This is a genomic window from Nitrobacter sp. CN101 (assembly GCF_055390255.1).
On the sequence record NZ_AP038833.1, the window covers coordinates 4,223,617 to 4,237,292 of the forward strand.

11 protein-coding genes and 2 pseudogenes are annotated in these 13,676 nt (G+C 57.4%); 6 read left to right on the forward strand and 7 right to left on the reverse strand.

The window, feature by feature from the left end:
- Positions 1-52 precede the first annotated feature (52 nt).
- Complete coding sequence (locus ACZ5IL_RS21090; protein WP_464594373.1) at positions 53-1,672, reverse strand: DUF1254 domain-containing protein; 1,620 nt, start codon at positions 1,670-1,672, stop codon at positions 53-55.
- A gap of 306 nt (positions 1,673-1,978) precedes the next feature.
- On the opposite strand from ACZ5IL_RS21090, the gene ACZ5IL_RS21095 reads away from it, so the two are divergent.
- From ACZ5IL_RS21095 to ACZ5IL_RS21105, 3 genes are all read left to right on the forward strand, one after another.
- Positions 1,979-2,719: an AraC family transcriptional regulator ligand-binding domain-containing protein gene (locus tag ACZ5IL_RS21095; protein ID WP_464594374.1), complete on the forward strand. Its 741-nt coding sequence runs from the start codon at positions 1,979-1,981 to the stop codon at positions 2,717-2,719.
- Positions 2,602-2,904 (forward strand): helix-turn-helix domain-containing protein, encoded by a 303-nt coding sequence (locus ACZ5IL_RS21100; protein WP_464594375.1) that lies wholly within the window; start codon positions 2,602-2,604, stop codon positions 2,902-2,904. Before ACZ5IL_RS21095 ends, ACZ5IL_RS21100 begins: the two co-directional genes overlap by 118 nt.
- A 752-nt stretch (positions 2,905-3,656) precedes the next feature.
- Entirely contained in the window at positions 3,657-3,956 is a 300-nt protein-coding gene (locus ACZ5IL_RS21105; RefSeq protein WP_464594376.1) for a hypothetical protein, read from the forward strand.
- Positions 3,957-4,138: 182 nt separating this feature from the next.
- Here the strand turns inward: ACZ5IL_RS21105 and ACZ5IL_RS21110 are convergent, their stop codons facing one another.
- The 5 genes and pseudogenes from ACZ5IL_RS21110 to ACZ5IL_RS21130 all read right to left on the reverse strand — a co-directional run.
- Positions 4,139-4,519, reverse strand: a complete 381-nt coding sequence (locus ACZ5IL_RS21110; protein ID WP_464594377.1) for a hypothetical protein — start codon at positions 4,517-4,519, stop codon at positions 4,139-4,141.
- A gap of 659 nt (positions 4,520-5,178) precedes the next feature.
- A complete protein-coding gene (locus ACZ5IL_RS21115) occupies positions 5,179-5,400 on the reverse strand; it encodes a hypothetical protein (protein ID WP_464594378.1) in 222 nt (73 codons plus the stop codon).
- Positions 5,381-6,094 (reverse strand): thermonuclease family protein, encoded by a 714-nt coding sequence (locus ACZ5IL_RS21120; RefSeq protein WP_464594379.1) that lies wholly within the window; start codon positions 6,092-6,094, stop codon positions 5,381-5,383. Before ACZ5IL_RS21120 ends, ACZ5IL_RS21115 begins: the two co-directional genes overlap by 20 nt.
- A 524-nt stretch (positions 6,095-6,618) precedes the next feature.
- Positions 6,619-7,970 (reverse strand): annotated as a pseudogene (locus ACZ5IL_RS21125) (IS3 family transposase).
- 82 nt (positions 7,971-8,052) lie between these two features.
- Positions 8,053-8,337, reverse strand: a pseudogene (locus tag ACZ5IL_RS21130) (transposase); the annotation flags it as partial.
- Between the two features lie 384 nt (positions 8,338-8,721).
- On the opposite strand from ACZ5IL_RS21130, the gene ACZ5IL_RS21135 reads away from it, so the two are divergent.
- Complete coding sequence (locus ACZ5IL_RS21135; RefSeq protein ID WP_464594380.1) at positions 8,722-9,753, forward strand: hypothetical protein; 1,032 nt, start codon at positions 8,722-8,724, stop codon at positions 9,751-9,753.
- A 1,223-nt stretch (positions 9,754-10,976) separates the two neighbouring features.
- Entirely contained in the window at positions 10,977-12,590 is a 1,614-nt protein-coding gene (locus tag ACZ5IL_RS21140; protein ID WP_464594381.1) for a hypothetical protein, read from the forward strand.
- 197 nt (positions 12,591-12,787) lie between these two features.
- On the opposite strand, the gene ACZ5IL_RS21145 is transcribed toward ACZ5IL_RS21140, so the two are convergent.
- On the reverse strand, positions 12,788-13,003 hold the full coding sequence (locus ACZ5IL_RS21145; RefSeq protein WP_464596955.1) for a tyrosine-type recombinase/integrase: 216 nt from the start codon (positions 13,001-13,003) through the stop codon (positions 12,788-12,790).
- Positions 13,004-13,107: 104 nt separating this feature from the next.
- Here ACZ5IL_RS21145 and ACZ5IL_RS21150 point away from each other — a divergent pair, with 104 nt between their 5' ends.
- Positions 13,108-13,509: a hypothetical protein gene (locus ACZ5IL_RS21150; protein WP_464594382.1), complete on the forward strand. Its 402-nt coding sequence runs from the start codon at positions 13,108-13,110 to the stop codon at positions 13,507-13,509.
- The last annotated feature ends 167 nt before the right edge of the window (positions 13,510-13,676 follow it).

Here is a 13,676-nt window from a genome sequence, read left to right on the forward strand (position 1 = left end):
GTGATTCCACCAGCCCCCCTTGGGATACCTACCGCCGTCTCGGCATATCAGTTCACTTGACCGGCTCGACTTGCTCAATCTCGCTCGGACGCCAGCTCTTGTCGAAGAATGACGGAAGGGGGCTGTAGAGGCGCAGGAGTGTGAACCAGCCCTTCTTCGGATCGGTCTGAATCCAGTTGCCGCGAGCGACACCTTTCGGTTGGGTGGGGCTGAAAAAAATCGTCGTGACACCGTCGGTTGCTGCCTCGGCGGCAGGCGAAGGATAGTTTTGGCTGCCGGCACGCGGATATTTCTGCGGTGTCTGCAACATCGAGCGTGTCTGGTTGTCATAGAGCGTGAAGGACCAGAACGCCTCAGCTGGAATGCCCTTAGGCAGGGCCACCTTGTAGGTCTTCGCGCCGTCAAACGGTTTTCCATTGGCGTCGAGGAAACCCATCAGATATTGCGAGCCGACGCCGGGGATACGCATGATCATACCCGGCGAGTCCAACGTATAGCCGTAATAGAAGGCCGTGCGGGAATCCAGAGTGCGGGCGCCGGTCGATGGCAGGAGCTTGAACATGCCCTTCTCGAACAGCGGCGGCGGCGTCTCGAAGGAAGCGCCGCCTTCCCACAGCATGTTGCCCCAATGCGAGCCTTCATAGTAGGCCCACTCCGGATGCTTCATCGCAAAACGCCAGTTGAGCGCCCGGCCCGTCGCCTGTCCGACTGCGGCCGCATCTGACAGAATCTTCTTCATCCGATCGTCCGGCTTGAATGGTTTGCCGTGCACGATCCCGATCGCGGCGAGCTGGCCGGCCAGTTCCACGTCGTAGCTAGTGGCGGGCTCGTTCTGAACGTTCTCGTTAATCAGCTCGAAAAAGCGAAAGTCGCTGGGCGGGATCGTGTTGAACGAGCGGCCGGAAGCCTCGATGAACTTCGTCTCGGGAATTTTCGGCTCGCCAGCAATCCGCACGATCCCTTCGAGGGCCTGGGCGATGCTGGTGCCGAAGGCACCAGGCTGGTAGGGATAGACCTTCATGTTGCGCTTGATGTTTTCGACGGCCGGCTTTGGGTCGTTGTCGACCAGATTCGCACGCGAGGCATACAGTACGAAATTCGTCTTCGCACGAGCGATGAAGTAGCCGCCTTCGGGCAGCGGCCCGTTGTAGTCAGGGCCGACGATAAGATACTTCCCGCCGAGGCCGCGATCCGGCCCGGGCGCCCCGATGTCGATGACCCAGGAGAACCACATGTCGTTGATCGTGCCGATGCCGCCCGACGGCTGCTCGATCACCATTGGGCCTTTGCTCAGATCGAGCCCGGTAAAGTAATAGACCGTGTCGGCATTCGCGGTCAGAAACAGCGAACCGGAGTCCATCAAGTCGGAGAAGATGACGACATCGCCGGGCTTGGCGCCGATGTCTTGAACACCCTTGACGATGGCGAGAGCTGACGCCCCCCGGAAACTGTTGTTGTAGACATTGAGCGCGCGGGTGAAGTCCAGCGTGTCGTAGATCTTCTGCGCGGCTTCCTCTGTCGGCACCCCATCGCGAAACTCGAGCTTTCCTGCACGGGTGTCGATCGTGCTTGGCGCTGACAGCGATTTGACGGTCTCGGTCGAGACGTCAGCAAGGGTAGGACTGACCGCGAGAATGAAGGCAACGCTGCTGATCAAAGTTCGGCGGATCATCATTCGATCCCTTTCATAATTTTGTGGCGATTTGAGTGCATTCAACTACCCTTTGGCGTGCATGTTGGTTGGACGGCTGCTCCCCCACCGCTCCCACAATGTTGATCGAAGATATTCGAGACCCTTATGAGTTTGAATTCGGTTTCTCAACTCGCCACCCATTTTGCGCCAACGGTCGGGATCTTATCATCAGGTACCGGGGGCAACGCCCCGCCGGTGATCTCGGTCATGGCGATGGCCGGTGTATCCGCCTTCGTGCGCGAGGCGTTCGGAGATAGGGTTCTGCGACGGGTCAACCAAGCGACGATGCTCGACATCGAATCGATTGAGCACCTCGACTGCTTCATTCCACAGGCCACGGCGACGACCTTTCTCGACGCCGCCGAACGGGGTGCGGGCGAACCGAACCTCGGACTGCTGTTCGTGCCGGACGTGTCGATGTCCAACCTCGGCCTTTGGGGCGAGTACGTCTTGGCAGCCGATACGCTGCACGCCGCCATCGTCCGCGCTGCATCCACGCCGAATCATCACTGTAGCGGCGACCGGATCGAGCTCTCCATCGCCAGCGGGGTGGCGCAGGTTTGTTATGTCAGCGCCGTGCGCGGACGGCCGGGCTACACCCATCTCGCCGGCGGCATCGCGGCCTCGCTGCTCAGTCTACTCCGTTCCTTCCTCTCGCCCGTCTGGCGACCGCGGATGATCGAACTGGACATTCCGCGCCCGCGCTCCTTGACGCCTTTCGAGGACGCCTTTTCCTGCCCTGTCGCGTTCGACGCTGCCGGCGCTTCGATCCATTTCGACGCGCACCTTCTCGGTCGACCTGCGGTGCGGCCTGCCAACGCGCGGCTGATTACGCTCGAAGATGTCGCCCGCGGCCGACTTGCGCCCGCGAATCTCGACAATTTCCTCGACGTGGTCGTCGCGCAGATATGGGCGCAGGTCTTTACCGGTGTGGCATCGGTCGAGAGCGCAGCACGGGCGCTCGACACCAGCGTCCGGTCGCTACAGCGCGCGCTCAACCGAGAAGTGTCGATTTCCGCACGCTGACGAACGTGATCCGCATTCAACGCGCCCGCGAGTTGCTGGAAGGAACCCGGGCTTCGATCACCGAGATTTCCGCCGCGCTCGGCTATTCGGCCCCGGCCCACTTTGCTCGCACATTTCGGAAGGCGACAGGGGTGGCGCCACAGGAATTCCGACAGCACATCTGGTCGGCTGGCGCAGCCAAATGAGGACGAGGAGCGCGAGGCCGCTAGGACAAAGCAGGACAAGCCTTATCCCTCACAATCACGCGTTGGTACTGCGTGCGCGCACTCGCTCCCTCCAACCGGCGATCACGGGAGGACTACAGCGTAGGAGGACTAATGATATTGTTAATACCGTTAAGTAAATTCGTCGCGGTGAGGCCATAGTCACTCTCCAATGTCATTGTACGAACGTACAAGCCCAAAACGTTGTTTCGTCAAGGTGAGACAGCGAGGGCTACCGTTTCAGGCGATCGCCACGTTCACGGCCGGAGAGGCATTCCTTCGCACCCGAGCTGACCATTCCAAACGATCAAGCTGACGAATGTCTGCGAAGGCAATCGCGAGCGGTTCATCGCTGCCAGGCAGCAGAACACGGCGGACCGTTCGTGTTCATGGCGCGTATCGTCTTTTGCTAGGCCGTGTTTGGCGAGTCACCGCCACGATCGGCAACCCGGTGGTAAGAAGCGCCACCGCTGGGAAAGGCATCCAAGCGAGAGCCATTTTGCCGACGATGAAACCAATTACCTGGTCCCATGAAGTCTATCTGAAACATTGAGCGGCTACGCATCTCTCGAAGTATAGGGAAGCCGTCATGTTGGAAGCCGCAGTCGCCGCACTGCTTTTGGTCAGCACCGTCGTATTCGTTGCTCACGCATACGATGCGATGCGCCCGTATTGACGCGCTGCATCATAGTGATGATCGAAAGCCCGCAATCGACAGGAAAGACAGCAATGTGGTGAACTGGTCCCACCGCTTCGCTGATCCGATTCCTATGCCAGATGGCAGCACGATACGGACGATTGGCGAAGCGGCGGAATATGCGATTAGCCGGCCAAAGAAAGAGCGCAACACCGAGCCATGGCAGCGCGCCGCAAGAGTGCTCCACGAGGCTGCCGAGCACGGCGGCCCCTTCGTATTCATGGCACGGATCAACTTCTATCGGGCCGTCTACGGCGACACTCCACCGCCGATCGGCAATCCGGAAGGAAGGAACGGCCATAGGTGGCAAAACGGAAGCTGGTCAAGGGATGAATGATCTACCGTCCACGAAAATCGTGAGGGGCGAAATGACGCATTTTAGGTTCAATTCAGCTAATTTAATGGAACTAACATAAGGGAACTGAGTTGGAAGCGCGCCGGTCAGGCCGCCCTCTGCTGTCGCCTTTCTACTCAGGATCGATAGCTCTCATGTCCATCGACCAAGCCAGTAAGACCTTGCTACCTTTTGCGGATATAAAAGCTGGCTTTGAAGGCACCCGATGGGGATGGCTTCTGATTGCGATAATCGCCGTTATCGCTGCGGACACCCTGCTCGCGACCGGAGCTTGGGTCGCTGTCGGATACCTCATTGGAAAGTAGATTGGTTGCCGGAGTGAATATCTGGACGATTATATAGGCTGCCTGGTTCACGACCAGACACGCGATTATAGTGGCAATGCCGCTCACGGCCCCGAAATCGTTCTTGTGTAGGACGGCGGCAAAGGCGAGAGCGATCAGTATCGCTATGGGCACAAGAGCGAAGACTTTAAAGCGCGATCCTGCGGCCGCACCTATCAATGCGCTGGTAAATAACAAAACAGGGACGATAACCTGGTCCATTGCTTGATGCTGCTCGCCCGTTGAACTAGAAAATATCTTGATCGGGCTTGCGGCTCTCCTATCCGAAGCGTTGCCAGTAACCTAGTGACGTAAATATTAGGACAACAAGTACGCGAATCCGTACCTTGATTTCGCGGAACCGGATTATACTTTAGCGGCCGCCAGGACTTGCTCGATACTTCGTCTTTTTGATGATCCCTGCCTGCCATTCCTCGCGCGAGGCGCAGGAACCAACCTCTTCCGACCGCATTGAATCATCGGAACGGGCTCCACAGCCCCTGTGATACCCGAACCCAAATTGGTCCGCTGTGACCCTCCGTCCGGCGGGCCTTTTTGCAAGCCTCACAGCGCTCCCGCCTTACCTCGGCCCGCTTCCGTCTCACCGCCGCGAGCATTCAGGCGACATTCAGAAGCCCCGTGCTTTCCTGGCGCGGTTGTAAATCTCACCAACGGGGGGCCGGAAGTGAGCAATGCATGAGTATTCCCTCAACCGACCAAGCACGACAGGCCCTTCTTTCTCTTTCACTCGCCCATCTCGCCATTCAACAGCACGAACTATATCTTGAAATGGCAAATATCCGAGAGATGCGGCTTCAACTCCGCAGCGCGCTCAATGCAGTTCCGAAAAGCGACTTATGCATGACTCGTGCATAGATCACCTAAACCCGCACCGCCCTCAAAAGCTGCGCCGGCAGCGACGCCACGTCCAACCCCGGGACGTATGGCGCGTCATCTTCCGCCTCGTCCATGGCCTCAAGCGCAGCCAGATCTTTTTGATATTCCTCGCGCACCGCGGCAACCGCGCCATCGAGGATCGCAGCTCGCAGCCACGATCGCAGCTCGACCGCGAATACCTGAGGATCAGTCGACGCAGCCGGCACCCTTCTTGAGGGCTTCTCCCTGCTTTAGCGTCCTACAGACGTTTTCGCAGGGTATGCCATCACCATCATTATCGGCGCGGCTGTAGCCGCCGCACCATAGGATTACGGCGTCACGACAGGTATGTGCCGACTTGCAGCTAGTGGCTGACGTCGTCGCTTCCGAAGATTCGGAGGCCGCAGCGGCTCCGGCAATCGCGAACAATTGCCCTGCCTTGGCACTATGCCGCCATGTTGCTGGCTCGTCGAAACGTCCCACCCAAAGTCCTCGCTTCGCAGCCTTAGCTTCCGCCTCATCTTGGGCGTAGCGGCCATCCGAATATTTTCTATACTCGACAGCCCAACCCCTCCTGACCATTTCGCGGTTGATATCGACTGCTCCTACAAAGCAAGCCGCAACAATGCGACCGTAACGATCGTGATCCTTTTCGGTGCAAGAAACCCGACCACTACGACCAACAATCTCCGCCAGCGCCGCGGCAGCGCGAGAGCCGCATAGGTATCGCTTGTTGTCCGCATCATAACAAGGTTGGGTACTCTCGGGCGCATCGATATAAGCTAGACGGATACGCGGCGCCGTCCCTTCAACTGCAATCGTATCTCCGTCGATAACTTGCGCTAGGCCCTCGATGGCAGCCTGCTCGGCAAGCGCTGGCGCGGCCAGTAGGATTAAAGCAATCGCGATCCGCCTAATCATTCCGGCCTCCAATTTTTGCAGATAGGAAGGCCTCTACACTGTCAGGTTGTCAATTTCTCAATCTTCAATTCAATCGTTAAGGTTAGCTAACCGGCGAACGCAGCGTCGATCTCTTTCCGCATAGTGATGGTGCTCGCCATCCACCCCAACAGTATCGTTAGATCCAACCGCGCGCCGGACATCCGCGGTCGCACGATGGTTGGTGATGGTAATGTAATGAGCAATCACATCGTCGTGTGACGATGTGACTCAACCTGTCCGAAGTTTAATTCTATCGACTCATCGTCGTCAGAGTTCCGCAGTACAGCCGTCACCGATGCATGATACAGCGCTGCCAAAACGGAGATTCAACATGTTTGATGCAGAGCTAATTGCGGTTATGCGAGGCGCGCTTGCGCAAGCCACACTCGACGTTCGCCCAGATCCATCAACTCAAGCGTTGATGGCCGATGTCCGTCGTCAGATGATTTGAGACTGATTAGGTGGCTCGCGAAGAGAGGCTCTGGTTCATCTGGGGTTAGAGTTTAAGCGGCCTGCAGTCGATGCTGCAAGCGACGGTTTGCGATGGTGTCGCGCTTGATGCGTTGGCGTTCTGCGAGGATCGTCTCAGCTCTGCCGAAGTAGACGTCAGCCGGGGTCAGATTGTCGATGCTCTCGTGATAGCGGGCATGATTGTAATGTTCGACGAAGGCGGCGATCTGCCGCTCGAGATCGCCAGGCAGGTAATAGTTGTCGAGCAGGATGCGGTTCTTTAAGGTCTGATGCCAGCGCTCGATCTTGCCTTGGGTCTGGGGATGATACGGCGCGCCGCGCACATGTTGCATGTCTTTATGTTCGAGCCACCTGGCCAGGTCGTCCGCGACGTAACTTGATCCCTTGTCACTTAGAAGTCGGGGCCGCTGCTTTACATTGATGTGGTCCAGCCCCGAGGCCGCGAGCGCCTAGTCCAGCGTCGCCGTGACGTCGGAAGCGCACATGGTGGGGCCGAGCCGCCAGGCCACGATGTAGCGCGAGAAGTCGTCCAGCACGGTCGAAAGATAGTACCAACCCCAGCCAGTGATCTTGAGGTAGGTGAAGTCGGTCTGCCAGAGCTGGTTTATGGCGGTTGTCTTGTCCTTGAACTGCTCCGCGGCCTTGATGACCACATAGGCCGGACTGGTAATGAGGTCGTGCGCCTTCAGTAGCCGATAGACCGAAGCTTCGGAGACGAAGTACTTTCTCTCATCGGTAAAGCGCACCGCCAGCTCGCGCGGCGACAGCTCCGGAAGCTCCAGCGCTAGTCCAATGATCTGGCCTCGCACATCGTCGGGGATGCGATTCCAGACCCGGTCCGGCCTCGACCGATGATCGACTAACGCCTCAATGCCGCCCGCGCGATAGCGATCGTACCATCTATAAAACGTGGCTCGCGGGATGCTGAGCTTGTCCAGCGTGCGCTTGGCCGGCAGATGTGACTGCTCGACAAGCTCGATGATTTCGGCCTTCTCGGACGCAGGATACCTCATGCCTCGTCCTCCCCATCTCCGTTCAAACTTTTTTTGAGCAGGCGATTCTCCAGGGTGAGGTCAGCGACCACCTCTTTCAAGGCTGTGGCTTCACGACGGAGATCCTTCACCTCGCCGGACGTTGCAGCACGCGCCGTGTCGCCCGCCAGCCGGCGTTTGCCGGCCTCCAGAAACTCCTTGGACCAGCCGTAATACATCGAGGCAGCGATGCCCTCGCGGCGGCAAAGCTCGGAGATATTCTCCTCGCCGCGCAGTCCCTCTAAAACGATGCGGATCTTCTCTTCAGCCGAATACTGCCGACGGGTTTGGCGCCGAATGTCCTTCAGCACTTGTTCTGCCGGCGCTTTGCCCGGCCCCGATTTCTGCTTCATCTTCGCTCCTTACGGCTACGATGAACCAGAAATCCTCCGTTCGTGAAGGCCCTCAATTTGTCTCAGGGGCGCTGATGGCGAACAATCGGCAGAACCAACGATAGGCGAGGCTCAGGTGGACTTCCTCGCACAAACGCCGCTCCGATCTGATGCCGAAGCAGTAGCCGACAATCAGCATCCGGATTAGCAGCTCCGGATCAATCGAGGGGCGACCCGTCGAACTGTAGAACGCTGCCAAGTGCGCCCGCACACCCTGCAGATCGACGAACCGGTCGATCGCCCGCAGCATGTGGTCCGCCGGCACGTGCCGCTCCAGCGAGAATAGATAGAAAAGCGCCGCTTGATCGATTCGCCGTTCACCCATCATGGCTTCGCCCCAGGCTTGGATGCCTGAGTGAATCAGCGCTTCTGACCGTTCACAACCCGGAGTTTTTCAACACAATCGGCCCATAGCAGACCTTTGCCGCCACGGCTCCGACATCAGCTTGTGACCCAAAGGCGGACATGCCTCGCGCCCATGCCGACCTTGGACAACTACGCTACCTTTCTTCCGCCAGCAGACCAACCGCGGATACGATAGTCCGCGGCCGATCATCTGAACTAAAAGCCGAAAGTCGCCTGATCCCGCTCAGATCGGCACTGGGTGTTGCGAAATCAACGGTAAACGTTCGTTAGGTTTACGGGCAGATGTTTGTGGTGATGGGGCAGCAGGCTTGGCATACGTCACTGGAGCATTTTACCGAGAGCCGGCATGTTCTTGCTCGACGACAGCAACGTCGCGACGCTGTACACGCTCGCCTTCCTTGTCGGCCTCGCGCTGCCGGGCTGGCGTTCGCTTCTAATCACGGGCTTCATCGCCCTCATCGTCGCAGCATACGCGAATGCGAGGGCGGACGGTTCCGCCGGTTCGATCATCGGCCTGCTTTTCATACTGACCGGTATTGGGGGGCTATGCTGCGGACTGCTCACGCGCGCGGCAACGCTCTGGATAGCGCCATTGAGCCGGCACCCTTATCGGTTCATAGTAGTCGCTGTGGTTGGCTATATCTTGCCACCCATCGCCTATTCTGGACCTGCGGAGACGATGGCATGGCTCAAGCGGCCCTCCGATCGGGCTTGCGCCGCAGCCGCTTATCGCGTGACCGCGGCGAACATGACGCTGCATGTAAGGGCGACCCCGGTCTTTGCCGTCGATGTACTGCACAAAATCGGATCAACTCACGTTAGCCATTTCAGTTTCGATAGCGAGCATGGTCTCAAGGAAATGTGCGGGCGGGGGCTCCGAGACAATCAAGTGATCGGGCCGGTCGCTGTGAATCTGTATCCTTGGAAGTTCGGCAGCTCACATGTGGAGAGTTGGACGGCAACGACTTGCGCGTCGGCGCGCGATGAGACGCTTATCCTCGTGTGCCAGCTAGCCGACAAGAAGCATCCAGCACGGAAGATAGAACGCGCCACGATTTACGGTCCCGAGATGGACGGTGCCATCCTGAGCGGCGGCAACTACGCGATAGAAAAGCGGCTGCATCAGCGGTTGATCGAATCCAGAGAACCGTTCGTACTCGTCTGCGACGGCAATGAAGCGTCCACCGCCGATGCCGCGTTGTCCTGCGGCGCGCAAGAAATCGATCCCAGCGGGCTGCGTATCAAGTTTCTATTTCGCACGAACGGCGCCCGGCTAGCGGCAGATACAGTTGCTATCAGGACGTATCTGCGCGAACTGGTCGCGAGCTTTTCCGCGGGCGCGCCCTCATCGCCGGCGTCCCACAAGGTGATCGATTGATGTCGCCTGCTGGTCCTTGTCGGACACAACCGGTTACGAAAATGCACCGCGAAACATTTCCATAATCAGTTGCGGGAGCCCGTTCTAAGCGAGCGGAAGAATTATAATAGCTAGCCAATTGCTTATGAGAACTGATGATAGAATGGACCAAATATCATCAATACTTTGAGTACCATCGCTCTATGTAGACAGCGGACGATCACACCGCTCGGACTGTCGGAATAGTAGACTTTTCTGCCCGCCATCAAGCGACACCGACGAGACATCGGGGTTTGTCGTTAGTGCACGAATGATGGTCTTCAGCTGGTTCTTGGTTGGGCTTTTGTCGGAAAGATTTCCGTCGCCGTCGTTGGTCCAGCAGAGTGCAGCGAAGGAGCCTCCTGCCCGGTGCAGTCATTTATCGGAGGTGTTCCCTCTGGTGGTGGCGTTCTCTGACGCTTTTCCACCTCTCGTGCAGACTTTTTATGCTGACCTCGTCTGCTCTGGCCATTTGTATAAAGCTCGCCAGCTCACCAGTGTCTCAGTCCACCGGATTAATAACCGCATTGCCCCGAACTCTCTTTAGTCCGACGTTACGGGACGCGCACTGAGCGTCGATCCTGAGATTTCAGGAATATTTATAGAACCGTGACAGCTCAATTTGACTCATCGGGAAGGCTTTTTTCCGATCAGCGCAATCTGGCATCAATGGGCTTTATGCCGTTGCATCGTAAAATCCGCACAATCAGCACTTCCCAGATTACCCCATAACCGGACATGTTGTGGACATGCCAAAATCGTCGTGAATGACCCGGAGGGAGAATTAGCGCATGCCAAAGCAAGGAGCCCCTCATGCGGCTTGCAGCTGTCATTAGCCATTCCGGTGCCACACGAAGATTTGTGCAGCACCGTGGCGATATCGCTTTAGCCATACACGAACATCATCCCTCATTCATTGACGCTACAGAAGCTTCATGCTGCTGGTTGGCTTCAGCTTTGTCTTTGTTACGCAGGAGGTTGTCATGAACCGCAGTCCGAGGGCGTCCAGGGTCATTTTACTCTCTTGGCTCTCAACACATGCGCTTGCACGCTCGTGCTCTCCGCAACAGGAGAGACGAGGAGACAGTCTCAAGATCAAAAAAAGAATCACCGGGTTACTGCTTGGGATGGTGTTCGGAGCATCCCAAATCGCGATTGTCCCGGCTCACGCCGATGAAGCACAATTACAGCGACAGATCGACGACATGAAGCGGCAAATGGAAGCAATGCAGCGGGAGCTGGCGCAGAACAGGAAGCAGTTGGCTCAGCAGCGTGTAGGCACGGCGCATCCCCAGGCAGGCGCAGCGCATACGAACGCACGCGCGGCGCCATCGCAGATCGTTACGGCGCGCAATGGCAATGAAATCATTATCCCGCCGCCGCAACCTGTGGCATCGATGCCGATCAAGGGTCTACCTTACTGGTTCGATGGCATTCACGTCTCAATGGCCGGGTCCTTTATCGCGCTCGAAGGAGCGTGGCGCCAACATAACGAAGTATCGAATGGCGCGAGCGATCCGCCGTTCGCAAATCCGGGAATCCCGCTGCAAAATTCGGCGCTCTGGAACCAAAGGGAGTTTCGGATGAGCGCACAGCAGAGTCGGATTGCCCTGAATGTGAATGGCGACATCGATCCGAACCAGCACTTGAAAGCCTACTACGAAATGGATTTTCTCGGCGCCTCAACGGATGCGAACAACCGCGAGAGTAACAGTTTTACTCCCCGCATACGTCAGTTATATGCCCAGTACGACAACGACATTTACCACATTCACGCTGTTGCGGGACAAGCATGGAGTCTCCTGACTCAAAATAAGGTCGGTATGCTTCCGGGCACCGAAAACGCGCCGGTGACCATCAACGCTCAGTACGTCCCGGGCTTCGATTGGTTGCGCACCCCTCAGGTCCGGTTGGTCTACGATTGGGACAATCTTGCCTGGTTCGGTTTGTCGATCGAGGAGCCGGCAATCACGTTCCCGGGTGGCGTCAGCGCCGGGACCGTTGCGCCGCCCGCGCCGATTGTCACAAGCATCAACAACAATTGCAACGGTGCGTCGCATCTCAACGGTACGGCGACCTGCTCGAACGATATCGCGCCTGATGTCATCGAGAAGTTTGCGCTCGATCCGGGCTTCGGTCACTACGAAGTCTTCGGCTTGCAACGGTGGTTCAGCGATCAGGTCGCAATTTCGACCATTCCAAACAGCTGGTCGCAGAAGACCACGTTCGCATGGGGAGTTGGCGGTAGCGTGTTGTTGCCCGTGATTTCGAAGGTTCTCGATCTGCAAGGCAGTGTCATGTACGGTCAGGGCGTCGGCCGTTACATGTCGAGCCAGTTGCCCGACGCCGTTATTGGACCGAACGGGTCGCTGACGCCAGTCACCGGTCTGTCATTCCTCGTGGGGGCGGTAGCCCATCCGATCAAAGGCAATGACATTTATGTCTATTATGGCCAGGACCGGAGCTACGCCAATTCGTGGACCGTCGCGGCCACACAGGGCGGTTGGGGAAATCCGAATTTCATCAACGACGGGTGCTTCAGTCAGAATCTGACTGGCGGCACGCTTGGTACCTTCAACACGCCCATCGCCGGTTTCACCTGTACCTTCCACGTTCAGAAGGCACAGGAGTTCACAATTGGATTCTGGCAGGACCTTTACAAGGGCGATTTGGGGCGCGTCAGGACCGGGCTGCAGTACGAATACGTGAAGTTGACCGCATTCCCGGGGCTCCCTACTGGGACAGGCACGCCAAACGTGGGGCTTACTCCCAGCAACAACATCGCCTTCTTCTCGCTTCGTTATTATCCGTTCAACTGAGCTTGGGCATCTTCAAGGGCACTACCGTCACCGTCGCGACGGTAACCGAGCACGCGTGTCAGTCCCCGATGGCGTGATTGATCATGACCGCTCCTGGCGCTTTTCGGACTTAACGCAATGTCGAGCTTGAGTCCGTATGCACACAATAGCGAAAGATGCGGAGTCGCCCTACCTAGTCAAACCACCGACGCATGAAGTCATATCAGCTCAACGATCTTCCGTTGGGCATCTTGATCGGCATCGATGTATCTCTGTGTAACCCGCAGGCTAGTATGCCCAGCTAACATCTGCACATCCCTGAGAGAGCCACCGACGAGTGAAATCTTTCTCGCTGCATTGGTGATGAACGTGCGTCGCCCGCTGTGGCTTGAACACCCGTCGAAACCGATCTGCTCGTACCATCGGGAAAACATGTTCACGATGACCTGAGGCGATGGTAGCCACCATTTCTCGCGTCTCCTCAGTAACAAAGCCCTCTCTTGTTGAGAGGATGGATCTGTGGTTTTCGAAAAGCCGCGTGATCGATGGTCTTTGGATCGGAAGTGCGTATTCGGATGATCCCGAGCGAGCCTTGCAACGCGTTGAAGCCGCCCTTCGGTTGATCGAACGCTTTTCTCCACTTCACTATCGACGTATCAAGAGTTCTCTTGCTCGAATCTGGGTGCAGTTGGTTCCGCACGGAGCCGGTTGCTATCTGCATTCCTCGAACGCCTGCCTGCTTGACGAGCGGGTCGTCGCTTCTGAAACCACCACGATTGAATGGATCGCATCCGCCATCGTGCATGAAGCGACCCACGCAAGGATCGAGAAGTGGGGCGTCCGCTATGACGAGGCGGTACGCCCCCGAATCGAACGGATAGCCGCACCTCCGCACGTCGGGTTCAACTCCAACAACGGGAGGCCTGATCGTCGCCTTTGACTTGGCTCCTGATCCCTCGGCTACTTTAAAGCTGGAATACCAATTTTCGGATCGGTTGCAGTCCGCACGACAACCAAAACCTCGCCATAATTTAGGGCGATTTCGTTCAGACGCCATTCACGGCATCTTCGATGAAATGCACAATCGGTACGGTCATTGCCGGGGCA

What these genes read in the sequence shown, in the direction of transcription:
- ACZ5IL_RS21145 (WP_464596955.1), bottom strand. Translation starts at nt 13,003, where the DNA reads ATGTTTTCCCGATGGTACGAGCAGATCGGTTTCGACGGGTGTTCAAGC.
- ACZ5IL_RS21095 (WP_464594374.1), top strand. Translation starts at nt 1,979, where the DNA reads ATGCTCGACATCGAATCGATTGAGCACCTCGACTGCTTCATTCCACAG.
- ACZ5IL_RS21120 (WP_464594379.1), bottom strand. Translation starts at nt 6,094, where the DNA reads ATGATTAGGCGGATCGCGATTGCTTTAATCCTACTGGCCGCGCCAGCG.
- ACZ5IL_RS21100 (WP_464594375.1), top strand. Translation starts at nt 2,602, where the DNA reads ATGGGCGCAGGTCTTTACCGGTGTGGCATCGGTCGAGAGCGCAGCACG.
- ACZ5IL_RS21135 (WP_464594380.1), top strand. Translation starts at nt 8,722, where the DNA reads ATGTTCTTGCTCGACGACAGCAACGTCGCGACGCTGTACACGCTCGCC.
- ACZ5IL_RS21090 (WP_464594373.1), bottom strand. Translation starts at nt 1,672, where the DNA reads ATGATCCGCCGAACTTTGATCAGCAGCGTTGCCTTCATTCTCGCGGTC.
- ACZ5IL_RS21140 (WP_464594381.1), top strand. Translation starts at nt 10,977, where the DNA reads ATGAAGCGGCAAATGGAAGCAATGCAGCGGGAGCTGGCGCAGAACAGG.
- ACZ5IL_RS21110 (WP_464594377.1), bottom strand. Translation starts at nt 4,519, where the DNA reads ATGGACCAGGTTATCGTCCCTGTTTTGTTATTTACCAGCGCATTGATA.